At 63.0% G+C, this 19,941-nt stretch carries 28 protein-coding genes and 2 tRNA genes; 21 read left to right on the top strand and 9 right to left on the bottom strand.

Annotated elements, in window-relative coordinates:
• The first annotated feature begins 43 nt into the window (after positions 1 to 43).
• Positions 44 to 484: an MgtC/SapB family protein gene (locus ACM42_RS26630; protein ID WP_028178747.1), complete on the top strand. Its 441-nt coding sequence runs from the start codon at positions 44 to 46 to the stop codon at positions 482 to 484.
• 95 nt (positions 485 to 579) lie between these two features.
• Complete coding sequence (locus tag ACM42_RS26625) at positions 580 to 960, top strand: hypothetical protein (protein WP_028178746.1); 381 nt, start codon at positions 580 to 582, stop codon at positions 958 to 960.
• Here ACM42_RS26625 and ACM42_RS26620 read toward each other — a convergent pair.
• Positions 920 to 2,479, bottom strand: a complete 1,560-nt coding sequence (locus ACM42_RS26620) for a glycoside hydrolase family 17 protein (RefSeq protein WP_271530651.1) — start codon at positions 2,477 to 2,479, stop codon at positions 920 to 922. The genes ACM42_RS26625 and ACM42_RS26620 overlap by 41 nt on opposite strands.
• Positions 2,480 to 2,809: 330 nt before the next feature.
• Here ACM42_RS26620 and ACM42_RS26615 point away from each other — a divergent pair, with 330 nt between their 5' ends.
• The 9 genes from ACM42_RS26615 to ACM42_RS26575 all read left to right on the top strand — a co-directional run bounded on the left by ACM42_RS26615 (position 2,810) and on the right by ACM42_RS26575 (position 10,338).
• Complete coding sequence (locus ACM42_RS26615) at positions 2,810 to 3,400, top strand: beta-1-3, beta-1-6-glucan biosynthesis protein (RefSeq protein WP_271530650.1); 591 nt, start codon at positions 2,810 to 2,812, stop codon at positions 3,398 to 3,400.
• 212 nt (positions 3,401 to 3,612) lie between these two features.
• Positions 3,613 to 6,279 carry a glycosyltransferase gene (locus ACM42_RS26610; protein ID WP_271530649.1) on the top strand — a complete coding sequence of 889 codons (2,667 nt, stop codon included), beginning with the start codon at positions 3,613 to 3,615 and terminating at the stop codon, positions 6,277 to 6,279.
• A gap of 295 nt (positions 6,280 to 6,574) precedes the next feature.
• A tRNA-Lys gene (locus tag ACM42_RS26605) sits at positions 6,575 to 6,650 on the top strand.
• Between the two features lie 15 nt (positions 6,651 to 6,665).
• Positions 6,666 to 7,040: a hypothetical protein gene (locus ACM42_RS26600; RefSeq protein WP_271530648.1), complete on the top strand. Its 375-nt coding sequence runs from the start codon at positions 6,666 to 6,668 to the stop codon at positions 7,038 to 7,040.
• Positions 7,041 to 7,547: 507 nt separating this feature from the next.
• Positions 7,548 to 7,703: a hypothetical protein gene (locus ACM42_RS26595; RefSeq protein ID WP_271530646.1), complete on the top strand. Its 156-nt coding sequence runs from the start codon at positions 7,548 to 7,550 to the stop codon at positions 7,701 to 7,703.
• 96 nt (positions 7,704 to 7,799) lie between these two features.
• Positions 7,800 to 8,270, top strand: coding sequence for a CC0125/CC1285 family lipoprotein (locus ACM42_RS26590; protein WP_271530645.1), 471 nt, complete (start codon positions 7,800 to 7,802; stop codon positions 8,268 to 8,270).
• A gap of 19 nt (positions 8,271 to 8,289) precedes the next feature.
• Positions 8,290 to 8,460: a hypothetical protein gene (locus tag ACM42_RS26585; protein ID WP_271530644.1), complete on the top strand. Its 171-nt coding sequence runs from the start codon at positions 8,290 to 8,292 to the stop codon at positions 8,458 to 8,460.
• A 903-nt stretch (positions 8,461 to 9,363) separates the two neighbouring features.
• On the top strand, positions 9,364 to 9,534 hold the full coding sequence (locus ACM42_RS26580; protein ID WP_271530643.1) for a hypothetical protein: 171 nt from the start codon (positions 9,364 to 9,366) through the stop codon (positions 9,532 to 9,534).
• A 561-nt stretch (positions 9,535 to 10,095) separates the two neighbouring features.
• On the top strand, positions 10,096 to 10,338 hold the full coding sequence (locus ACM42_RS26575) for a hypothetical protein (RefSeq protein WP_028181762.1): 243 nt from the start codon (positions 10,096 to 10,098) through the stop codon (positions 10,336 to 10,338).
• Between the two features lie 46 nt (positions 10,339 to 10,384).
• On the opposite strand, the gene ACM42_RS26570 is transcribed toward ACM42_RS26575, so the two are convergent.
• The 3 genes from ACM42_RS26570 to ACM42_RS26560 form a co-directional block, all read right to left on the bottom strand.
• A complete protein-coding gene (locus tag ACM42_RS26570; protein ID WP_271530642.1) occupies positions 10,385 to 10,654 on the bottom strand; it encodes a hypothetical protein in 270 nt (89 codons plus the stop codon).
• A gap of 1,099 nt (positions 10,655 to 11,753) precedes the next feature.
• Positions 11,754 to 11,981 (bottom strand): hypothetical protein, encoded by a 228-nt coding sequence (locus tag ACM42_RS26565; protein ID WP_124160848.1) that lies wholly within the window; start codon positions 11,979 to 11,981, stop codon positions 11,754 to 11,756.
• Positions 11,975 to 12,208: a hypothetical protein gene (locus ACM42_RS26560; RefSeq protein ID WP_197968518.1), complete on the bottom strand. Its 234-nt coding sequence runs from the start codon at positions 12,206 to 12,208 to the stop codon at positions 11,975 to 11,977. The genes ACM42_RS26565 and ACM42_RS26560 overlap by 7 nt, the downstream gene beginning before the upstream one ends.
• 89 nt (positions 12,209 to 12,297) lie before the next feature.
• On the opposite strand from ACM42_RS26560, the gene ACM42_RS26555 reads away from it, so the two are divergent.
• Both ACM42_RS26555 and ACM42_RS26550 read left to right on the top strand, forming a co-directional pair.
• Positions 12,298 to 12,489: a DUF3072 domain-containing protein gene (locus ACM42_RS26555; protein ID WP_239623481.1), complete on the top strand. Its 192-nt coding sequence runs from the start codon at positions 12,298 to 12,300 to the stop codon at positions 12,487 to 12,489.
• 58 nt (positions 12,490 to 12,547) lie between these two features.
• Entirely contained in the window at positions 12,548 to 12,700 is a 153-nt protein-coding gene (locus tag ACM42_RS26550; RefSeq protein WP_271530641.1) for a hypothetical protein, read from the top strand.
• 148 nt (positions 12,701 to 12,848) lie between these two features.
• Here the strand turns inward: ACM42_RS26550 and ACM42_RS26545 are convergent, their stop codons facing one another.
• Together ACM42_RS26545 and ACM42_RS26540 are read right to left on the bottom strand one after the other, a co-directional pair.
• Entirely contained in the window at positions 12,849 to 13,112 is a 264-nt protein-coding gene (locus ACM42_RS26545; RefSeq protein ID WP_271530640.1) for a hypothetical protein, read from the bottom strand.
• The gene (locus tag ACM42_RS26540) at positions 13,112 to 13,312 is read right to left on the bottom strand and encodes a hypothetical protein (protein ID WP_271530639.1); all 201 of its coding nucleotides are present in this window, start codon (positions 13,310 to 13,312) and stop codon (positions 13,112 to 13,114) included. Before ACM42_RS26540 ends, ACM42_RS26545 begins: the two co-directional genes overlap by 1 nt.
• Positions 13,313 to 13,579: 267 nt before the next feature.
• Here ACM42_RS26540 and ACM42_RS38745 point away from each other — a divergent pair, with 267 nt between their 5' ends.
• The 4 genes from ACM42_RS38745 (at position 13,580) to ACM42_RS26525 (ending at position 16,674) form a co-directional block, all read left to right on the top strand.
• The gene (locus ACM42_RS38745) at positions 13,580 to 13,738 is read left to right on the top strand and encodes a DUF4238 domain-containing protein (RefSeq protein ID WP_442868948.1); all 159 of its coding nucleotides are present in this window, start codon (positions 13,580 to 13,582) and stop codon (positions 13,736 to 13,738) included.
• Positions 13,739 to 14,498: 760 nt separating this feature from the next.
• Positions 14,499 to 15,158 (top strand): NAD-dependent epimerase/dehydratase family protein, encoded by a 660-nt coding sequence (locus ACM42_RS26535; RefSeq protein ID WP_271530638.1) that lies wholly within the window; start codon positions 14,499 to 14,501, stop codon positions 15,156 to 15,158.
• Positions 15,159 to 15,295: 137 nt separating this feature from the next.
• The gene (locus tag ACM42_RS26530) at positions 15,296 to 15,748 is read left to right on the top strand and encodes a VOC family protein (RefSeq protein WP_061880415.1); all 453 of its coding nucleotides are present in this window, start codon (positions 15,296 to 15,298) and stop codon (positions 15,746 to 15,748) included.
• 287 nt (positions 15,749 to 16,035) lie between these two features.
• A complete protein-coding gene (locus ACM42_RS26525; protein WP_271530637.1) occupies positions 16,036 to 16,674 on the top strand; it encodes a glutathione S-transferase family protein in 639 nt (212 codons plus the stop codon).
• Positions 16,675 to 16,891: 217 nt separating this feature from the next.
• On the opposite strand, the gene ACM42_RS26520 is transcribed toward ACM42_RS26525, so the two are convergent.
• From ACM42_RS26520 to ACM42_RS26510, 3 genes are read right to left on the bottom strand one after another with little or no spacing between them, the layout of a single operon-like run.
• Positions 16,892 to 17,059, bottom strand: a complete 168-nt coding sequence (locus tag ACM42_RS26520) for a hypothetical protein (RefSeq protein WP_035678397.1) — start codon at positions 17,057 to 17,059, stop codon at positions 16,892 to 16,894.
• A 5-nt stretch (positions 17,060 to 17,064) separates the two neighbouring features.
• Positions 17,065 to 17,310 (bottom strand): hypothetical protein, encoded by a 246-nt coding sequence (locus ACM42_RS26515; protein ID WP_271530738.1) that lies wholly within the window; start codon positions 17,308 to 17,310, stop codon positions 17,065 to 17,067.
• A gap of 50 nt (positions 17,311 to 17,360) precedes the next feature.
• Complete coding sequence (locus tag ACM42_RS26510; protein WP_028177535.1) at positions 17,361 to 17,615, bottom strand: PilZ domain-containing protein; 255 nt, start codon at positions 17,613 to 17,615, stop codon at positions 17,361 to 17,363.
• Positions 17,616 to 17,837: 222 nt separating this feature from the next.
• Here ACM42_RS26510 and ACM42_RS26505 point away from each other — a divergent pair.
• From ACM42_RS26505 to ACM42_RS26490, 4 genes are all read left to right on the top strand, one after another.
• Positions 17,838 to 17,912 (top strand) — tRNA-Glu (locus ACM42_RS26505).
• A gap of 99 nt (positions 17,913 to 18,011) precedes the next feature.
• Positions 18,012 to 18,689: a hypothetical protein gene (locus tag ACM42_RS26500; protein WP_271530636.1), complete on the top strand. Its 678-nt coding sequence runs from the start codon at positions 18,012 to 18,014 to the stop codon at positions 18,687 to 18,689.
• 176 nt (positions 18,690 to 18,865) lie between these two features.
• Positions 18,866 to 19,486: a PilZ domain-containing protein gene (locus ACM42_RS26495; RefSeq protein WP_271530635.1), complete on the top strand. Its 621-nt coding sequence runs from the start codon at positions 18,866 to 18,868 to the stop codon at positions 19,484 to 19,486.
• A 104-nt stretch (positions 19,487 to 19,590) separates the two neighbouring features.
• Positions 19,591 to 19,863 carry a hypothetical protein gene (locus ACM42_RS26490; RefSeq protein ID WP_271530634.1) on the top strand — a complete coding sequence of 91 codons (273 nt, stop codon included), beginning with the start codon at positions 19,591 to 19,593 and terminating at the stop codon, positions 19,861 to 19,863.
• Positions 19,864 to 19,941: the final 78 nt, after the last annotated feature.

Below are 19,941 nucleotides of genomic sequence, written 5' to 3'. Positions count from 1 at the left end.
GCGCAATCCAAATGTCGCGCTGCTTCCGAACTCGTGGGTTCTGATGAACGAACTGGATGATGTCCTGAGGCTTCTCGTCGCGGCCGGAACAGGGCTGCTGATCGGCATCGATCGCGACATGAACGACAAGCCGGTGGGGATGCGGACCCTGGCGCTGGTCGCTCTCGGCTCGGCGCTGGTTTCGATCTCCGTGATCGAGTTCCAGAACCTGCGCGACCACCCGGATGCGATCTCCAGGGTGATTCAGGGCGTCGTTGCCGGCGTGTTGACCGGCGTCGGCTTCATCGGGGCCGGCGTCATCCTGCACGACGCCAAGGCGAAGACGGTTCACGGCCTCACCACGGCCGCAACGGTCTGGATCGCGGCCGGCCTCGGCATTGCCTGCGCGCTGGGAGCCTGGCTGCTCGTCGGCGCAGCCATCGCGGTGACGTTGCTCGTGCTGTTCGTTCTGGGCTGGGTCGAGCGCCGGCTGGGGTTGAAATAGTCCTGGCGTCGGCAGGACACGTCCGCCCATATCGGATCAACAGAAACGTCGCCTGCCCTGTTGCCTGCCCGCGCCATCCCGATCATATTGCGCCCATGACAAAGAAGCCCTTTCGCCTCACGCCCTACCAGGTGCAGTTCCTGATCGTCGTCGGCTTCGTCTCCGTCGGCTATGCCAGTTACTTGCGCTATCTCGGCATCGAGCTCTCGACGGTCGCGCTTGCCTGCGACGCCGGCCTGCAGACTGCGATCTGCAAGGCGCGTTCGGTCGCGACCGTCCTGTTCAAGAATTCGGTGTTCGGCATCGTCGCGCTGGTGGTGGCGACGCTGAACCTGATGCGGCCGTCGATCGTGCTGCTCACCGTCGGCATCGTCGCCGCCGGCCTCGGCATCGTGCTCTACAACGTCGTGCTGTCCGGCCTTGCGATCGGCCTGTTCATTCTTGGGTTTGCTCGGCCCGCGCCCGCCACAGCGTGAGGGCGAACAACAGATAGATCGCGCAGGTCCACAGCGACTGCCAATTGTCGCGGCCCTCGTTGACCAGCACATAGGCGGCCGAAAGCGTCAGCACGCCCGCGAACACCGCTTCCGCGATCGGACGCTGGCCGATCTGCGGCCGGTTCAGCATCAGCAGCGCAAACGGCACCACCGCCATCGTCAGCGCGGCGTAGGGAAAATCCTTGTAGCGCGGGTCGAACACGAAGCCGAGCGCGGTTTGCGCCGCGATCACGGCCGTGACCGCCAGCGTCAGGCCGAGCACCGCGGTGAGCTTCGACCATTTCCGGCCCTCGCGCGGGCCAAGCAGATCGAGGAAGGTCGGAAGGCTGCGGCCGATCACCATCGCCTGCGCGCAGAAGATCGGCGACAGGATGCCGGCGAGCAGCAGCGCTCCCCACAGCAGCCAGCCGCCGATGCCGTAGCTCTCGTAGTACATCTTGTCGATGCCGATGCCGAGCAGGATGCCCGCCGTCGTCGCCGAGATGCCGACGCCGAGCCAGGCCGAAAAGCGCGGCGTCCACGGCCGCCGGCGCAGCGTGATCATCGCGACCGCGAACACCAGCACGCTGAGGCCCATGCCGGCGCCCATGTACCATTTCCAGTACGGGAAATTGCTGATCGGCTGGCCGGGCGGATATTTCAGGTTTCGCCGCACCGAGTCGTACAGGCCCCAATAGCCGCCGACGGTGCCTTCCAGCTTGCGCTTCCACGGCTGGTCGTAGGACTCGATCAGATTGACGCGGAACTTCTGCGTCTTCGCAAGGCTCAGGATTTCCGAGACGACGCGCGCCTGGTTGGTCCGCGACGGCAGCGCGCCGTCGCGCATCCGGCCCTCGCTCGGCCAGCCGGTCTCGCCGATCAGGATCTCCTTGCCGGGAAACGCCACCGCCATGCGCTCGCGGATCGCCCCGACATGGGCGGCGGCGAATTTCGCCCTGACGGGGAAATCCTCCCAATAGGGCAGGATGTGGATCGTGACGAAGTCGACGGCGTCATAGACCTCGCGGTTCTTCAGCCAGTATTCCCAGACATCGGCATAGGTCACGGGCACGCTGACCTGCGCCTTCACCGAGCGGATGATCGAGATGAGGTCCGCCGTCGTCATCTCGCCGCGCAGCAGCACCTCGTTGCCGACGATCACCGCGCTGATGATGTCGGGGAATTCCTTGGTGAGGCGAACGGCGAGCGCGGCCTGCTCGAAATTCTTGGTGCGGTTGCTGGACAGCCAGATGCCCTGGAGCACCTTCAGCCCGCCGACCTTGGCGGCAACCGCCGGCACCTGGTCGAGCCCGTTCTCCATCGAATAGGTGCGAATGCAGTCGGTGATCTGCCTGAGCTGGCGCAGGTCCTGCTCGATCTGGTCGGCCTCGATATGGGTCCATGCGTCCAGCGGCGACTGCTCGCCGCGGAACGGCGCGTAGGAGACGCACTGGACCTTGTCGGCGGGGTCGATCGGGGCGCGCGCGAGCGTGATCGGCGTGGCAAGCCACCACCACACGGCAGCGATCGCACCCAATGAAACGAGCAGAAGCGCCAGTGGCGTACGAAGAGAAATCGGTTCCGTCCTCCGCGAAGGGTCCGTCGATTACCTGCTCGCACGCCTTCTGCCAAGGGGTAACAGGCGACCGACCCGCTCCTCACCCTGCGGAATTTGGCTGCGGCCGTTCGGCCGTGGGCTAGGATCGTGACTTTGCTGGACAAAATTCGAAATACAGGTCATGGGATTCGACGGGAATTTTCCGCCGCATTGGAGACCCATTTGGACGCCATCAGCTAGCGCGTCCGCGAGGTCTCGGCGCGGACGGTCAGCGGATATATTGGGGAATTCATGCGGCAACGGGTGTTCGAGTTACGAAATGCGGTCCTGCGGCAGTTCGCCGCCACCTTGGCCGTCTCCTCCTTGCTCGTTCTGATTGGTGTCGGCGGCGCCTCCGCCCAGAGCGGCACACCGGCCCCTGACCAGGGCAAGGCGGCCGCCCAGCCCGCCGACGCCGCCAAGGACGCAGCCCAGAATCAGCGCCGCACCGACGAGTTCGCGGAAGCGGCGCAGGTCATCAACGGCCCGGCCGGCAACCCCGAATGCGTCTGGCTTGGCCGGCGCGTGGTGCGGCTGATGTGGCGGGACGACCTCGATACCGCGTTCCGCCATCTCGACCTCTACGACCGCTTCGGCTGTCCCGGCGGCCACATCCAGGCCGCGTTCCGCTGCCTGACCCGGTTCGGTGGCCAGATCGATCCGAAGGTCGCCGAGACCCTGGACAGCCGCGTGCACGCGTGTTGGATCAACCCGAACGCCCAGCCGCAGCAGGCGGCCGCGGCCTCCCCGCCGGCAGCGCCGGCCGCAGGCAACTCCCCGGCACCGCAGCCGGCGGCGAGCCCCTCGCCTGCGGCAAGCCCGTCCCCGGCGCCCGCGAAATAGCCGCGATCGTTTCAGCTGCCGTTCAGGAACGATCGGCGATAGAGACGGTTGGCACTGCCACGCATCCCAAAAGGCATGCCCTCATAAGGACATGAGGCCATGACAGTTGTGAAACCGCGCGGCAGAGGTATGCTCCCTTTGCCGCGGACTTGGTCGGATCTCGGGGTCGGATCCGCTTCCCTGCCACCTCAGCCCCTTTTGGTTTAGCCGCGATGCGCGTTGTCGCCGCCGTTCTGTTGCTCGTGTCTGCGCTCCATGCAGGAGTCTGGGGGGTCTTGCGCGACAAGGAACCCGCGCCTGACTTCAAGGGCCTCCTGCCCAGCGTTTCCTACGCCCCGTTCGAAGGCTCGGCCCATCCCGACATCGACAACATCCCGACCGTCGAGAAAATCCGCGCCGACCTGAAGACGCTGTCGACCATGACGCGCGCGATCCGCCTCTATTCGTCCACGGGCGGCGTGGAACTGGTGCCGCCGATCGCGGCCGAGTTCGGCCTCAAGGTCACCGTCGGCGCCTGGATCGACAAGGACAAGGATCGCAACGAGCGCGAGATCAAGGCCGCCATCGAGCTCGCGCGCAAGAACAGCAACGTCGTCGGCGTCGTCGTCGGCAACGAGGTGATCTACCGCGGCGAGCAGAAGGTCGAAGACCTCATCGACATGATCAAGAAGGTGAAGGGCGCGGTCCGCGTGCCCGTCACCACCGGCGAGATCTGGAACATCTGGCGCGACAATCCCGACCTTGCCTCCAACGTCGATTTCATCGCCGCCCACGTGCTGCCCTATTGGGAAAACTTCCGCTCGGACCAGGCGGTGGACCAGGCCGTCGACCGCTACAACCTGCTGCGCAACCTGTTCCCCGGCAAGCGCATCGTGATCGCCGAGTTCGGCTGGCCGAGCCAGGGCTACAATTTGCGCAACGCCGATCCCGGCCCGTTCCAGCAGGCGCTGATTCTGCGCGACTTCGTCACCCGCGCCGAAGCCATCGGCATGGAATACAACATCGTCGAAGCCATCGATCAGCCCTGGAAATTCTTCGAAGGCGGCGTCGGTCCCTACTGGGGCATCCTCAACGCCAGCCGCGAGCCGAAATTCGCCTGGACCGGCCCGGTGGAGAACCCCGACTATTGGAAGCTGATGGGCATCGCGCTGCTGGTCGGCGTCCTGCTATCGCTGCCGATTCTGCGGATCCAAAAAGCGACCGCGAAGCAGGCCTTCCTGCTGTCGGTAACCGCCAACGGCGTCGGCGCCTGGGCCGCGACCGTGTTCGCCTTCTGGAACAGCCATTACTTCATCTTCGGCTCGGCCTTCGCGCTGACGCTCGGCATGATCCTCCTTGTTCCTCTTGTTCTCATCGCGATGGCGCGCATCGACGAGATCGCAGCGGTCGCTTTCGGGCGGCCGCCGCAGCGGCTTCTCACCAAGGGCAGGCCGGTCGAGAACGTGCCGGAGAGTTACTGTCCGAAGGTCTCGATCCATATCCCAGCGTACTTCGAGCCGGTCGACATGCTCAAGCAGACGCTGGATGCGTTGTCGCGGCTGAACTATCCGAACTACGAATGCGTGGTCATCATCAACAACACGCCGGATCCCGCCTTCTGGCAGCCGATCCAGGACCACTGCCGCGCGCTCGGTGAACGCTTCAAGTTCATCAACGCCGAGAAGGTGCAGGGCTTCAAGGCCGGCGCGCTGCGCATTGCGATGGACCGCACCGCCGCCGATGCCGAGATCATCGGCATCCTCGATGCCGACTATGTCGTCGAGCCCGACTGGCTGAAGGACCTCGTGCCGGCCTTCGCCGATCCGCGTGTCGGCCTCGTGCAGGCGCCGCAGGAGCATCGCGACGGCGACCTGTCGATCATGCACTACATCATGAACGGCGAATATGCCGGCTTCTTCGACATCGGCATGGTCCAGCGCAACGAGGCCAACGCCATCATCGTGCACGGCACGATGTGCCTGATCCGTCGCGCCGCGATGGACATGGCCGGCGGCTGGTCGAGCGACACGATCTGCGAGGATAGCGATCTCGGCCTTGCGATCCAGGAGCTCGGCTGGACCACCCACTACACCAACACCCGCTATGGCGCGGGCCTGCTGCCGGACACCTACGAGGCCTTCAAGAAGCAGCGCCACCGCTGGGCCTATGGCGGCCTGCAGATCGTGAAGAAGCACTGGCGCCGCTTCCTGCCGGGTGCGAGCCGGCTCACCTCCGACCAGAAGCGCGAATACGGCCTCGGCTGGCTGAACTGGCTGGGTGCCGAAAGCCTCGGCGTGGTCGTGGCGCTGCTCAACCTCGTCTGGGTGCCGATCGTCGCCTTCGCCGACATTGCCATTCCCGACAAGATCCTGACGCTGCCGATCATCGGCGCCTTCGTCGTCTCGCTGGCGCACTTCCTGTCGATGTACCGCGCCCGCGTCGCGATCAAGCCGGGCCAGATGCTGGGCGCGATGATCGCGGCGATGAGCGTGCAATGGACGGTGTCGCGCGCGGTGGCGCAGGGCCTGATCACCGAGCACATCGCGTTCGCCCGCACCTCCAAGGGCGGCCTCAGCAGGATGTCGATCGAGTTCCAGGCGTTCTGGGAGGCCGTGATCGGCTCCCTGCTCTTGATCGGCGCCGGCGTGCTGGTCGCCTCCAACAGCTTCCGGCAGATCACCGAGATCTACATCTTTGCCGGCGTGCTGGTGCTGCAGAGCCTGCCGTTTCTCGCCGCGGTCGCCATCGCCATCCTCGAGCTCAGCCGGATCAACTCCTTCCAGTTCTGGCGCGACAGCGCGATCCGCACCGCCGAGCTGATCGGCCTGCGCCCGGTCGCCCTGCCCCCCGTCGGCGCGCCGCAAACCGTGCCGAGCGAGGTGCGGCGGGAGACGAACTGACGGGCGGGAGGCCATCCTCGCTGTTCGGCGTGGATGGCGTCCCGCCAATCAGGTTGAGATTCCCGACCTAACCAGCGGAAGCAGCGAGCGAATCCCCGCTCCTGCCATGAACTTCGGTAGCCACCCGCACTATTGACCTCCGCGGCCACTCCCCCTACACAGCGCGGGCCGAGAGCATGATCCGGAAACAGCCGGTTTTTCCCCGCGACGCAAGCTTAAGAGCGCAGCGGCAAGACATGCTTCTCGAATGTCCGAGCACGATGGCGATCTCTGTCGAAGCCATCAGCGGCCATGGGAGCGCGTAGCTCAGCCGGTAGAGCACGTGACTTTTAATCACGGGGTCCTGGGTTCGAGCCCCAGCGCGCTCACCAAGCACAATCAAAGACTTGATCGGCAACACTACCCATTTTGGTTCCGAGAAAACTGAAACTGGGAAGCAGGTGGGAAGAACTCTCGATTCTCCGTACCGCGAGAAGGCTGCACGCGACCACTCGACGGCGGAAGCCCGCGCTGATGAAACGCGACTACTGGCAGGCATTGCTGCCATCCCGCTCGCGATGATCATCGGCCTGATTTGCGAGACAATCGATCTGCGGCCGAAAGAGAAGGTTCAGACCATCGCGATCGGCTCCCACAAACGCATCGATCAGGCGAAGCGCGACGGCGCCAATGAGCTTTGGGTGCATCGTACCAACGCTCAGAGCAACGTGCACTTCCACGAGGTGGAACAGCGGCTGATCCGGGCGCTATGCCGCCTATGAACTCGCAGCACAACTCCCTCGCGCACCTGGGCGGCATCCTTGGTTTGAAAGTCGGGAAGTTGGCGAACGAGAAGCCGCAGACGGCTCCCTTTGGGCTTCTCAGTGGTTTGAAACTCTAAGTCCGCAAGGTACTTGGCGGGTTCATCAGTGCCCCCCGGAGACAACCGCCTATCAGGAGCGAAAGATGACGCAATCGAACCAACGCATCCTTTGTGGAACGTGCCGGTCAGACCTCACCGGTCCGGAGGAGCACAACGACGATTCCATCTTCAAGTGTCTGGTCTGCGGCCAAGAGGAAGAGCTTGGCGAGATTCGACCCCGCGCCCAGGAAATATCACTACGTCTTGGATGATGTGCCGTAAGTCGCGGCGGGCAAAAGGTCAAACGTGCTCATCCACCGTTTTACAACCTGAGGAAACATGCCTGTAGGTCAGCGGCTCTGCATTTTCCGAATCGTCTTCCCGTGCTCGCTCCTCCGCCAGAGGCGTTGTGTTCAGGGGTGTCAGAGTGAGCCAGTTTCTATCGGTGCTGTTGTTAGTGACGGCCGTCCTGCTGACCTTGTGCTTCGGGGTGGCCGCCTGGCGCCAGTCGGCTGGGACCGACGTCAATATTACCGCCACCATTCCCGACGAGGAAACCGGCTGGCGAGCGCGGCCGAACTAACGGTCCCCCGCGCGGGCCGCGGTATTTTTACCAGTTCGGCGAACGTCGCGTTGATCTCTCCCCCTAGTTGCGCTTGATTGTTGCAAGGGGGCGAGCATGCGTTTGATTGCGATCGCTGGGCTATGCCTCGCTTTGGGCGGCTGCGGCACGAAATATCAGGAGATGGGGTTTACAGGCGGCGTTGCGGCGCAGCAGATGACTGCGGACACGTGGCGCATACAGTCACGAGGCAACGCTTACACTAACTCCGCCACGGTGCAGGACTATGTCCTCCTCAAAGCCGCAGAAACCACGCAAGCGGCCGGCGGGACGCATTTTCAGATCATCAGCGCGGCGGACGCCAGTCGAGCGTCCACGGTCGTTACACCCGGAACGAGCAACACAACGTTCGTCGGCAATCAAGCGTTCACAATGACCTCTCCCGGCAGCGTGGACACCGTGATCAGACCGGGCCAAGACGTCTATGTGCGTGTACTGAAGCTACCTCCTGGTCCGCCGCCGCAGGGCGTCTACTCCGCCCAGGAGATTATCCAGTTCGTGGGATCTCGAGTGGAGCGTCCGCGATAGCGACAATCGGAGGAGCGGCATGTTTGAAATCAACGGTTTCGACACGGCGGGCGTCGTCAGCCTCAAGCGGCTGTCACTCGCCGCTGCCCTCAAGAAGGCCAAAGAGCTTGTTCAGGACGGATGCTGGGACGTTCAGGTCGTTGATCCCAACGACCGCGTCCACACTTCGTTTGAAGAGCAGGCCGCCTAGTTCCGAGCGATCACCGCGCCTGTCGCCGCTATCCGATGCACTCTCTTTTTGCCGTGGGTTTCATGGGTCTGCTGCTCGTATTGTGCACCGCTGCAGACGCAGCAACAGTGCATCACCCCTGCAAAGGATACGACCTCAAGCCTTCTTCAGATGCACGAGATGGGCGTCTGCGGCGTCCTCGCTTGTTGCGCCGATGATCGGTGCGGCCACCGCTTGGCTCTCAATGCCGATTGCTGGCTTGACGACATGCGGCTGTCAGATCTCGAGCGGCGGTTTGTCAGCAAAACCTGCGGACGACGAGGCGCTGATGTTCGGCCGGATTTTGAGAGGGGTAAGCCGCCGATGGTCCTCACGGCGACCGACCACATGAACCAACAAAGCAATGGGAAAAGCCGCAGCGTGGTTCCAGCCCCCACTGCGGCATTCCCGGCAGAAATAGAACCAAGTACTTAAATCGCGCCGGTGTTCATTCTATAGAACACCCCGTTCCGAAAATGGACTCCGTATAACTACCGGAGTGCGATGTTCTACGCATTGCCGCCCGGATGCGAATGTGGCACGGCTCGGGTTCCAGCCCCCAAATGCTCCCGGCTGCCGATTCAATTGCGGATCAGAGCGCCGGGAGTGCCGGGCGAGATGAGGGTGGCCGTCCGACCTCCCGTCTCCCAAAAGGAAGATCCCTCGTCCCCGATGCGATCGATGCCGCACAGCGATGGCTCTGCGCTTCTGGAAGCTGCACTGATGTCATGATTTCTGAATGCGTTGGAGTTGCGGTGACAGTGCACGCAACGCGCTTATCGCTCCTGCTTGGCACTTGGCTGCCGTTCCCCAAGCCCTCCCACCCCAAAAATCGGAAGACACGCCGCCGGAAACGTGTACGCTTCACAAAACCGGAGGGACAGCATGTTTGAAATCAACGGTTTCGACACGGCGGGCGTCGTCAACCTCAAGCGGCTGTCACTCGCCGCCGCTCTCAAGAAAGCCAAAGAGCTTGTCGAGGACGGCTGCCGGGACGTTCAGGTCGTCGATCCCGACGGCCGGGTCTACACCTCGTTTGAAGAGCAGGCCGCCTAAAGCGCGATGCGATTAGGATGAATCGTCATCGCGCTTTAGGTTGTTGTTTAAGCATGATCTTTTCGGAAAACCGCTGCGCACTTTTCCGGATCATGCTTTAGTTCCGAGCGATCACCCGCGCCTGTCGCCGCTATCCGCCTCGGCCGACGTTCGACGAGGCATTGTCGAGCCAGCGCCGCGTTGCTTCGTCACTCCAGCCGGGGACCGCGAAGCGCGCCGTCGGGGTTGCGTTCGTGCGTGGCCGGTCCACCGCAACATGGCGTGCGCGGGGGTGACGCACTGTTGCAGCGTCTGCGGCGGTGCACAGCATGAGCAGCAGACCCATGAGACCCATGGCAAAGGGAGAGCGCATCGCATCAGCTCCAATCGAGCAATCGTTCCTGCAATGTGTTGCCCCGATCGGTTCGCCACAATCGACGGCGCCTTCACAAGCAGGCGAGAGAAGCGCAGGCCCTTGCGGCGGCGCTGGCAGTCGTCAACGCGCGCGGGATGCCATTGCCAGTGGACTCGTTTGGGCGCAGGCTCTTTTCAGGCGCTTCAGACGCCGCACGGGAGAGACACATGAAGGAACCGGGCCTGGATGGCCGCCATCGGGACAAGGATGGCCAGATCAGCAAGAAGCACGGCAACACGCTGGTCGGCACATTGCGCAAGATCTATGGAAAGGGCTTTGCGGCCGGGTATCCCGATGCGGCGCAGCTCAGCGAGGTCCTGGCCCAGTTGAACGAGACGTCGCTGAGCCAGCTGCGTCGCGATCACGACACCGGGCACTTGGCGCACAAGATCGATCACGCCTTGAAGTGACGCCTCGCGGTGAGAGCCGCCATCGGAGGCGCGTATCCAGCGGCAGTTATTGGCGTTCCTCGTACTTGTTACAGCGGCCATCGCCCGGCTGGACCCGGCTGAGTTCCTGAAACGGCGGATCACAACGCAGGAGCGTGTACACCTTGTAAGAGGGCGGCGGGACGCGCCAGCAGAGATTCTGGCCCGCTGGTATCTGATACGTGTCCCCGTTCGCCAACGTATAGCTGCACGAGGCGTCCGGGCCGTTTACCTTCCCCTCCGCGTGGGCCTGGGTCAGCGAAGCCAACGCGAGGAACATCACCAACAATCTGCGCATTTTGTCCTCCGCACATCTGATCGCACACCAGTGGAACTGGGATGCGGACATCGCTTCAGCAAGTCACAGATTCCTGAAAAGCACGCCGGGCAGTCACGAGGGCAATTGGCGGAGCTTCGACGTGACCCGCGCCTGCTCGAATGAAGCGCAGGCCGCGGGCTCCTCCTGCGCGGAATATCTTTTCTCTTGAACGCCCAGTCCTTAGGACCATGGCTTCTGCGCTCCCGTGAGGACGGAATGCGCGCAGCAGTTTCAGCGGGCACCGACGCCATTTAGCCATCCTGAGGAGACCGCGAAGCTCCCGTCTCGAAGGACGAGGCGCGCGCTCAGCTCGCGAATGAAGCCATATGCGTTTGCCCAGCAAGTCCGGCGCTGTGGATTCTCTTTTGAACGTTCTGCCGGCTTGCTCGTCTTTCAGTTGAAGCGTCCCCAAGCTTCACCCCGACAGAGAACCCCGCTTCCCCCAGGCGGGGTTTTCGTTTCAGGCGCGCTGCATCGGCTCGCCCGGAATTTCAAGCCTCTCTTTGCCGTTGACCCGGCTCCCCTCCCGACGCACCTTTTGGGCGGGCAGGGTTCTGAGGAGGAATTATGCCGAAAACCCTTGTGGAATTCAGAGCGCAGAACCTTCGTTTGCTTAAACAGCTTTGTCCCGATGATCCCCGATACATCCAGGCCTGGTTGAAGCAATTCGACGAGCAGAACGGGATCACACCCGAAGCGCGTCCGAAGCCCGGCAAAACGCGACGGACTACTCCGCCGAGGAAGGCCGCTTCGCCCGGTCGGACCAGGTCAGCGCCCTCCTCCTCGGTCTCGCCACGCTGATCGGCGCAACGACGAGCGCGCACGTCTTCGTCCCTGTTGCTGCTTGCTCCCCGTCGTAACGGGAGCGCAGAAGACGGTGCGATGGCGGCAGGCCTGCGCGCCGTCGGCCATCGCTACTCTTCCAGCTTGTGGCCGCTCTCGGCGAACAGCTGCAGTTGGGACCACCGTCATCGCAATTTGGCGCCGTGCAAATTGACGGCGCATCTCGAACACGAGCGTTGACACCAGCGACGTGCCCCGATGCGATGCACGAGCAACGACACGAGGGCACAGTCCCTCACGGAATATCCGCGGCCTTCCGGTTGTCGCCGATTGAAACCGGCTTGTTCAGGAAATATTCGCGGTTGCCTGTCGCGGCCTCCGCGTACTGGTCGATGGCCACGATGATGGCCTGGACGTGGGCATAGCACCACCCTTCCCGCGTCGCCTTTCTACGAACGTCCTCGAGCGCGGTCAGGAAGGGCGACAGCTCTCTCTCGTCGTCGAACCAGCGCCTGCTCACCATGTCCTCCCGCCGAGTACCCTGCCCTTGTTGTGATGCGGCTCTGCGCTCCTCAGCGCGTCGCGCTGGGCGCAGAGACTTTCAACCTTCGCCTCCATCCGCGACAGCAGCGCTTCGGCCGAGGCGGTCCCGACGCCCGCCCGCTGCAGCTGCAGGATCTCCTTTCTCTGCCTGCCAATCTGGATGCGCATCCGTTCGATCTCCCGCCTGACAAAGTCCAGGTCCGGCATGTTCAGCCCTCGCGATATGAATATGGCCAAAGAGAACAAAAACGGAACGAAGAGTCGAGTCCGGCGTTTGACGGAAAAGGAGATTTGCGATGGCGGACAATACCCGGAAGGAACCGAAGGATTGGGTTTCCGGGGACGACCCGATGACGGGAGCCCAGGAATCCTATCTCAAGACCCTCGCCGAGCAGGCGCACCAGGACCTGCCGGAGGAGGAACTAACCAAGGCCGAGGCCTCGGAGCTGATCGACGAGATGCGGCAAAAGGCCGGGCTGGAGCGGTGACCCGTATTCTTGCGGGAATCCGGAACCATGTGTATGCAAACGAAATTGGGAATCGAAAATGCCTTATTTCGTTTGCGCCCGCGACGGAGCGGGCCAGATCATTTTGAAGCGCGACACAAGGGAAGCGGCCGAGAAGAAGGCCGCCGAGCTCCGTGACATGGGCTATTTCGAAGTCGAGATCGTCGTGAAGGATGTCGAGAAGGCGGCGTGAGCGAGTGGGCACGGTCGCCGGAGTTGGCCGTGCATGATCAAACAAACGCTGCGGCCTCGGCTGCTATCAAGGTCGAGCCAATCAGCCCCGCGGTGCCCCAAAGCGCAGCAACCCTCGCAATCTTTCCCATCATCTGAAGCCCAGGGCTTCATGCTTCCCTCAGCACCTTAAAGGCGCTGAGAATGACGAAAGCGCCCAGACCGTAGGTCAGTGCGTTCACGCCCCAGCAAATGGCGATGCCGAGGAAGGTGGATCCTCCGACCGCTCCCCAGAAAAAATAAGCCGCGGTGATGCCCGGCCACTCCAGCGAGAGGAACGCGAAGTCGGTTAGCGGCTCCGCGACGAGGAGCACTGAGGAGATGAACGCCCCGATTGCCAATGCGATGATGAGGCTCGCTTTAACGGAGTACATCACAGCCCCAGCAGGCCGGCGATAACGGGAATGAGGAAATAGGCGGCGATCCCGAGAAGGCCGCCCACGACAACGCGTGCAGCACGGCCATGAATCTTCGTATCGAGCCACGCAGAGATGGCCACCGCAGCCTGTCTCGGCCAGCTAGCAGCGATGCTTCTGACGAGGTCAAACAGGAGTTCTGCAACGAGTGCGGCCATGGCGTTTAGTCGGCACCACCTCTGACGGGGTTCAAGTGCCGCGGGGGGATGACCATTCAGTTGGCTTCAGCGCGAGAGCGAGGATTTGGCGATCCGGTCGCCAGACGAACTAGGGTGGCAATTGCGGTGACAGTCCAGCACCGTCACCGTAACTGCTACGTCAAGGTGGATTGCTTGGAAGGTGAAGGTTTGTGATTATACCGAGGTTCGGCGCCTCCTCCCCGCTCCTCGGCGCCCAATAAAGCCCTCAGGGGCTTTTTGTTGGCCATGAGTGATCCGAGCAGACATCACTTTATCCCGGCGTTTTATCTCCGGCAGTGGGCGACGAACGGCTTTCTATGCGAGATGCGGAAGATCCGGGGGAAGATCGTCGTGCACTCGAAATCTCCCGACGCTAGGCCCGTGGAGCTACCGTGCCAGCCATAGGACAAGGGAAACAATGACGATGGCAGCGAGGATCGCCATCCAGCCCTTCGCATCAAATTCGAAGAAAGGGCCTTTGAAGCGTAGCTGATGATCGGACATGACACAGGTCTCCATTGAGATCGTGAGACCCGAATCATTTTCTTTCTGGGGGGATAATCTATTGCGCCCTGATTTGCAGCGTTGGCAAGAGTCTTCTGCAAGTTGCCGCTCAGCCCTCCACCCAAAACACGAAACGGTGGATGGCGGGTGGAAAAGCCTCGCCTGCTTTTCATGGGGGTCCGTGGCTCATCTCCTAATCAAGCTCGCCTCGCTACGGCGATGACCACCACGATCAGAACAGCAGCCCCGATCGCCCAGACGCCGTCAGCGCTGATGCTCGCGCCCCATAGATTGACCAGAAGTTTGTCCGACATGACGCAGCTCTCCATTTGAAAAACTTGAAGAGCGAATCGTTCAGGGGGACTTTTCTACTTAGGCACATCCCGCCAAATCTGCGCAAAAAGACTGGCACAGATAAAGTGGTAATCTCGCGATTCCAGATAGTTAGACTGCAACATCGCACATGTATTTAAAGCGCCGTGGCTCGCTATGTGAGTTAGTGATTGATCTGACAGGCGAATTGCGATGCGTTATGCGGGAATCTTTACCGCCGTCAGTCATCCAAATCCGTGCACGAGACGGTCCAGAAGGCCCCTAGCCCAAAATTTTTCGCTTTTAGTATCGGTAGCGATCAGGCAATCAACGCAAGACGGTGGCTTGAATGAAAACCGCACTTGTCTTCGGCGCAACCGGCTTCATCGGCTCGCATTTGCTGCGCGACCTGTTGGACAGTCCCGACTATTCGCGGGTTGTGGCGGTGGCCCGCAAGCCGCTGGCGGTGAGCCATCCGAAGCTCACCGTGCTGATCGGCGATCTCGCTTCCCTGCCCGCACTCAAGCCGCAATTGGTTGCGGACGAGATATTCATCGCGCTCGGGACGACGCGCAAGCACACCCCTGACGAGGCAGAGTACTACAAGATTGATCATGATTATCCGCTGTTAGCTGCCAAGATCGCCAGGGGGAACGGCGCGCGGTCGGCGTTTCTGGTCACGGCCGTTGGCGCCAACGCCGGCTCCGGCGTGTTCTATCTCAGGACCAAGGGCGAGGTGGAGCGGGACATTCTCTTGCTCGATTTCGAGCACACGCATATTTTCCGCCCGTCGATGATCCTCGGCGAGCGCGACGAAGACCGCCCGCGTGAACGCCTCATCATCGCGATATGGGGCGTGCTCAATCCGTTGCTCGTTGGCCCGGCCGACAGGTATCGAGGGCTCGCCGGGAACGACATCGCGCACGCCATCGCCAAAGCCGCGCGGCATCAAACGGAGAAGGCGCGAATCTATCATTGGAAAGAGATGGCGGCACTGCTTCGAACGTGATGCAGTCCGAGCCGTCCCGGCACCCTTCACGCACATTTGCCTCGGCCCCCTGCCCCTCCTCTTCTTTTCCTGCTATTTCCTACCCCGCCGTCCCGTCCCAATACAAAACTCTCCATCCGTTCCAGGGAGCAACAACCATGCGATACCTCCACACCATGCTGCGCGTGCGCAATCTCGATGTCGCGCTGAAATTCTATGTTGATGCTTTCGGCTTGAAGGAGGTGCGGCGGATCGAGAACGACAAGGGGCGCTTCACACTGGTGTTCCTGTGCTCGGCGGACGATCTCGAGGCGCTGAAGAAGCAGCCGCCGACGCGCGGCGCGCCGCTGGTCGAGCTCACTTACAATTGGGACGAGGAGACCTACGGCGAGGATCGCTTCTTCGGCCATCTCGCCTATGAGGTCGACGACATCTACGCCACTTGCGAGAAGCTGATGAAGGCCGGCGTCACCATCAACCGTCCCCCGCGCGACGGCAACATGGCCTTCGTGCGCTCGCCGGACCTGCACTCGATCGAGCTGTTGCAGAAGGGCGATCCGAAGCCGCCGCAGGAGCCGTGGCTGTCGATGCCGAACACCGGTCATTGGTAGGTTTGCGCGCGGAACAAGCGCGCACGGCCCGCGTTCACCCTCCAGTGAGACAATTGGAGGAGGATGCGATGGCGAGAGGGCTATTGCTGTGGATGATTGGCGTGCCGATCCCGGTGATCATTCTGTTGTGGCTGTTCTTCGGCCGCTGACCGTCAGGTTGAACTTTGCAACGAAAGCTCCGCCGCGTGCGGAGCTTTTTGCATGAGGGGCGCACCGCAATCGCGCATCGCTCCGGGCACCGAATTCCGCTATCACCCGCAGCAAGCGACAATGCGGGGAGACGCTTCATGCCTGATACCAAGCTGACGATCTGGGGCCGCGCCAATTCGGTCAACGTGCAGAAGGTGCTGTGGTGTCTCACCGAGCTCGGCCTCGCTTGCGAGCGCGTCGACGCCGGCATGCAATACGGCAAGACCCGCGAGGCCGACTATCTCGCGATGAACCCCAATGCGCGGATCCCGACGCTGGTCGAGGGCGACTTCGTGCTGTGGGAGTCCAATTCGATCATGCGCTATCTCTGCCTCGCGCATGGAAGCGGCACGCCGATCTACCCGGAGGCGCCGAAGCAGCGCGCCTCGGTCGACCGCTGGCTCGACTGGACGCTGTCGACCGTGCAGCCGGTCGACCGCCCGGTGTTCTGGGGCATCGTGCGCACGGCGCCCGCCGAGCGCGACATGATCCAGGTGCAGCGCGATGCCGATGCCGCCGCCGAGGTCTGGGCCATCGCCGACCGCCTGCTCTCATCGCGCCGCTTCATCGAGGGCGATGCGTTCACGCTGGCCGACATCGCGATCGGGTCCTATGCGCGGCGCTGGCTCGGGGTCGAAGGCATCAGCCGGCCCGCGCAGCCGCACCTCACCCGCTGGCTCGCCGAGCTCGGCAAACGGCCCGGATTTGCACAATTCGTCGCACCGCCGATGTCGTGACCGCTGGCAGGGTGCAAGCTGCAGCGATCGCGCGGGCGGAGGTGATGTCTGGGCAAGCCGCGCGACCTATCGGCCGCACCTTTCAACGATGACATCATACCCCTGTTTTGCCCGACGCGTCAAAGCCATATTCGCCAAATCCTAAGAACGGAATGACCAGCGTTTGCCGTGACTTGGCTACTGTGCATGGGGTTGTTTTCGCAGTTTTGTCGGGGCTTCAGCGCCAGCCGCGTTCGACCAGCAGGACGGCGATGATGAGCACCAGCGTCACCACGGCGGTCGCCAGCCGTGCCGTCCAGCTCAGCCCGCGGCCGACCCACCACAGCAGCGCGCAATACATCATGATGGGAACGATGAGGTCGAGCCGCAGCAGGTCCGCCGGCATGGCCCTTAGCGCCTGACGCTGGTGTCGATGCTGATCGAGCCACCGATCTTCACGCAGGTCCCGGTGCCCTCGACCATGACGAAGCGCGGGCCGTAGGAGGCGCAGGAGCCCGCTCTTGCCTTTCCGGCGGCGCTCTTCAACGGCGGGGCGTTGCCCGCTTGCTGCCGTTCGGCGGGCGGGAGGCGGAGGCTCTCGGCCGCGGTCGCGGACGTGGCCAGTAACGAGATCAGGATGAGGAGCGGCGTACGCATCGCCGCCTTGTAGCCCGGACCGGCGGGGCGCGCCATCGGGGCGTCCGCGATCAGATGAACTTGACGCCGGCCGACTTGCCGCGGCGCCAGACCACCTGGCAGCTCCGCCCGGTGCGCGCGTCGCGCGCGAAGGCCATCCGGATCACGCCCGGAAGCTGGCTCGCGTCCTCGTCCAGCGTGATTTTCGCGCCCGTGTCCGAGATGTCCCGGACCAGGCAATGCCGCGCGGCGAAGCCGCCGTCGAGGGTGATCCAGGCGTGCTGCGACAACAGCTTGCGGGCTGCGCGCTTTTTCGGCGGTGGCATTTGGAAAATCTCCCGCTCCAGCGCTACGCAGGGAACCCTAAGAAACCGTTGAAATCTCCCCCGATGCCCCCCGGTCCACGCTATCCACGGGCGCCAAAAGTCCGTTCCCGAACGGCTTGCCCGGGAGCGCAAACGCCACTATACGTTCGCCCGCTGCAAGCCGCCGGGCGCTGTTCGGCCGGCCAGCGGCCGTGCCGCGGCAAGCGGCGGGGCCCTGCGTTTGCTCCCTTCGTCTATCGGTTAGGACGCCACCCTTTCACGGTGGAGAGAGCGGTTCGATTCCGCTAGGGAGCGCCAGCTGCGCGATGGCTCGCCAACGCCGACAATCCTCCGCCGCGGCATGAACTCCCCGCCTCCGCCCTCCGACCAATCTCCGATCGGAACCGGTACAGGCCCGTGGAGCAGCGCGAGACCATTCCCAAGAGCCATTCCGGCGCTGCCCCGCAGCCGCCGCCCTGGATGCATCGCGCGGCACCCCATGTGCCGGACCGGCGTGCCAGGATGCTCGAGCACATGGCGCGCGCCAGAGCGCTTCCGCAGCGCCAGGGCGCGGCTGCGCAGCCCAAGACGCAGCCCAAGACATCATCGCCGCCCGCGGCGGGCATGACGATTCTCGGCGATGCCTGCAGCTACGCAATCCTGTTCGGCATCGTTGCGCTCCTGTTCCAGTCCAGCGTTCCTCTCTGCCTCGGCGCGTTTCTCTTCCTGGGCAACGGCACGCGCATCGAAAGCGCGTTCGGAGCGATCGGGATCAGGTTCGAGCCCGATACGATCGGCCCCGATATCATCAAAGGCGCCGTGTTCTGGTTCGCCTGGATCGCGCTGCTCGTATCCATGAGAAGCTCCGTCCCCGCCTTTCTCGCCGCGTGGATGCCACCGGCCGCCTCGTGGTTTTGGATCGCCGGCATCGCTCTCGCACTCGCCATTTTCGATGCACTCGCGGCGCTGACGATCCGGCGCGCAGGTCCGCGGTTCAACTTGTCGATCAGGCCGGACGGCCTGGCTCGGACGACGATAAAGACCGTCATTCTCGTTGGCGTGCTGGCGCTGCTGGTGCTGCTCGGGCTGGTCTGAAACGCCATCGCTTGATTCTGCTGTGACGGTATTGCGACCTTACGCCGCGAGCCATCGCGCGACTCTCGTTCGCGCATTTACCGGAAATTTACCCCTGCTCATGCGCGCCGGTATCAATTGCTTAGAGTTTGGCCGCTAGCCGTGGAACTACGGAATCCCCAAACAGATCGGCGATCATGTCCGTCGAAGAGTTCCTCAGGCAACGAGCAGTGGACGTTGCGGTGAGCGGCAGCTACTCGCTGCCCCGCTGGTACGATTGCGAGGGCAAGCTCCGCAGCTTCGCCTGCCGGACCAAGCGCGTCTCGCCCTTCCGCATGATCGTGGACGTGCCCGTCGTCGGCAAGGTCGGCGAGCGCGTGACCTCTTACTTCCAGGATTTCGGCGAATTCCAGTGCACCATCAGCGCGACATTGAAGGCGGGCTTCCTGATGGAGCTCGACATGACGCGAGCGCGGCGCGCCTGGATGTCGGAAAAGCTGACTTGGCTCGAGAAGAAGCAGAAGGATGCCAGCGTTCGCGAGCTACGGCGTGATGCGCGCTTCGTTCCGCAGGTCTCGCACACAGTCCTGACCCTCGCGGACGGCAGCACTCATTCGTGCTTCATCATCGACGTCTCGACGGCCGGCGTCGCGGTGTCCTCCGAGTACGATCCGCCGATCGGAACCCCGCTTGCGGTCGGCGCCTGCGTCGGGCGGGTGATCCGCAAATTCGCGCACGGCTTTGCGGTCAAATTCACCGAGAAGCAGTCCCGGGACGACCTCGTCCGCCTGATCGTGCGCTCATCGCAGCCGGCCTGATCCACCGCATCGCTGCCCTATCGCGGCCAAAATGCGGTATCAGCTTATGTAGGTCTGTGCCTCGGGCCGGACGTCAATGTGCAGACTTGCGCTCGGGGGACCGAATGGCAGTCGACAAGATCACAGTTGATAAAGTCGCAGTTGATAAGATCACTTGGGACAGGGTCGGCCGGGTCACCGAGCCCGGACGCTACATGTACACGTTCGGCTGGCTCACCATCACCGCCGGCGATATCGAGATCTGGAAGCGATACCCACAGGCCGCGTTCACCCTGCTGGCGCAACCGGCCGATCCGGACGCATCGATCGGCGAAGAATTCCACCTCGGCGCCTTCGACGTCGCTCCCGCCGCGCCGTCGCCGCTCCCAGCGCATTGAAGAACGGATTCGCGGCCGCCGAGTCGCTGCTGAGCAAGCGGCGTTTACGGTCATGCGCGGCTGCGCCAGGCGCCGGCC

Source organism: Bradyrhizobium sp. CCBAU 25338 (genome assembly GCF_028128965.1).
Taxonomy (GTDB): Bacteria; Pseudomonadota; Alphaproteobacteria; order Rhizobiales; family Xanthobacteraceae; genus Bradyrhizobium; species Bradyrhizobium liaoningense.
The sequence above is the reverse complement of the archived record's forward strand: the minus strand, read 5'-3'. Positions and strand labels throughout refer to the sequence as shown.

What these genes read in the sequence shown, in the direction of transcription:
- ACM42_RS26630 (WP_028178747.1), top strand. Translation starts at nt 44, where the DNA reads ATGAACGAACTGGATGATGTCCTGAGGCTTCTCGTCGCGGCCGGAACA.
- ACM42_RS26625 (WP_028178746.1), top strand. Translation starts at nt 580, where the DNA reads ATGACAAAGAAGCCCTTTCGCCTCACGCCCTACCAGGTGCAGTTCCTG.
- ACM42_RS26615 (WP_271530650.1), top strand. Translation starts at nt 2,810, where the DNA reads ATGCGGCAACGGGTGTTCGAGTTACGAAATGCGGTCCTGCGGCAGTTC.
- ACM42_RS26610 (WP_271530649.1), top strand. Translation starts at nt 3,613, where the DNA reads ATGCGCGTTGTCGCCGCCGTTCTGTTGCTCGTGTCTGCGCTCCATGCA.
- ACM42_RS26590 (WP_271530645.1), top strand. Translation starts at nt 7,800, where the DNA reads ATGCGTTTGATTGCGATCGCTGGGCTATGCCTCGCTTTGGGCGGCTGC.
- ACM42_RS26585 (WP_271530644.1), top strand. Translation starts at nt 8,290, where the DNA reads ATGTTTGAAATCAACGGTTTCGACACGGCGGGCGTCGTCAGCCTCAAG.
- ACM42_RS26580 (WP_271530643.1), top strand. Translation starts at nt 9,364, where the DNA reads ATGTTTGAAATCAACGGTTTCGACACGGCGGGCGTCGTCAACCTCAAG.
- ACM42_RS26575 (WP_028181762.1), top strand. Translation starts at nt 10,096, where the DNA reads ATGAAGGAACCGGGCCTGGATGGCCGCCATCGGGACAAGGATGGCCAG.
- ACM42_RS26570 (WP_271530642.1), bottom strand. Translation starts at nt 10,654, where the DNA reads ATGCGCAGATTGTTGGTGATGTTCCTCGCGTTGGCTTCGCTGACCCAG.
- ACM42_RS26565 (WP_124160848.1), bottom strand. Translation starts at nt 11,981, where the DNA reads ATGGTGAGCAGGCGCTGGTTCGACGACGAGAGAGAGCTGTCGCCCTTC.
- ACM42_RS26560 (WP_197968518.1), bottom strand. Translation starts at nt 12,208, where the DNA reads ATGCCGGACCTGGACTTTGTCAGGCGGGAGATCGAACGGATGCGCATC.
- ACM42_RS26555 (WP_239623481.1), top strand. Translation starts at nt 12,298, where the DNA reads ATGGCGGACAATACCCGGAAGGAACCGAAGGATTGGGTTTCCGGGGAC.
- ACM42_RS26550 (WP_271530641.1), top strand. Translation starts at nt 12,548, where the DNA reads ATGCCTTATTTCGTTTGCGCCCGCGACGGAGCGGGCCAGATCATTTTG.
- ACM42_RS26545 (WP_271530640.1), bottom strand. Translation starts at nt 13,112, where the DNA reads ATGTACTCCGTTAAAGCGAGCCTCATCATCGCATTGGCAATCGGGGCG.
- ACM42_RS26540 (WP_271530639.1), bottom strand. Translation starts at nt 13,312, where the DNA reads ATGGCCGCACTCGTTGCAGAACTCCTGTTTGACCTCGTCAGAAGCATC.
- ACM42_RS38745 (WP_442868948.1), top strand. Translation starts at nt 13,580, where the DNA reads ATGAGTGATCCGAGCAGACATCACTTTATCCCGGCGTTTTATCTCCGG.
- ACM42_RS26535 (WP_271530638.1), top strand. Translation starts at nt 14,499, where the DNA reads ATGAAAACCGCACTTGTCTTCGGCGCAACCGGCTTCATCGGCTCGCAT.
- ACM42_RS26530 (WP_061880415.1), top strand. Translation starts at nt 15,296, where the DNA reads ATGCGATACCTCCACACCATGCTGCGCGTGCGCAATCTCGATGTCGCG.
- ACM42_RS26525 (WP_271530637.1), top strand. Translation starts at nt 16,036, where the DNA reads ATGCCTGATACCAAGCTGACGATCTGGGGCCGCGCCAATTCGGTCAAC.
- ACM42_RS26520 (WP_035678397.1), bottom strand. Translation starts at nt 17,059, where the DNA reads ATGCCGGCGGACCTGCTGCGGCTCGACCTCATCGTTCCCATCATGATG.
- ACM42_RS26515 (WP_271530738.1), bottom strand. Translation starts at nt 17,310, where the DNA reads ATGCGTACGCCGCTCCTCATCCTGATCTCGTTACTGGCCACGTCCGCG.
- ACM42_RS26510 (WP_028177535.1), bottom strand. Translation starts at nt 17,615, where the DNA reads ATGCCACCGCCGAAAAAGCGCGCAGCCCGCAAGCTGTTGTCGCAGCAC.
- ACM42_RS26495 (WP_271530635.1), top strand. Translation starts at nt 18,866, where the DNA reads ATGTCCGTCGAAGAGTTCCTCAGGCAACGAGCAGTGGACGTTGCGGTG.
- ACM42_RS26490 (WP_271530634.1), top strand. Translation starts at nt 19,591, where the DNA reads ATGGCAGTCGACAAGATCACAGTTGATAAAGTCGCAGTTGATAAGATC.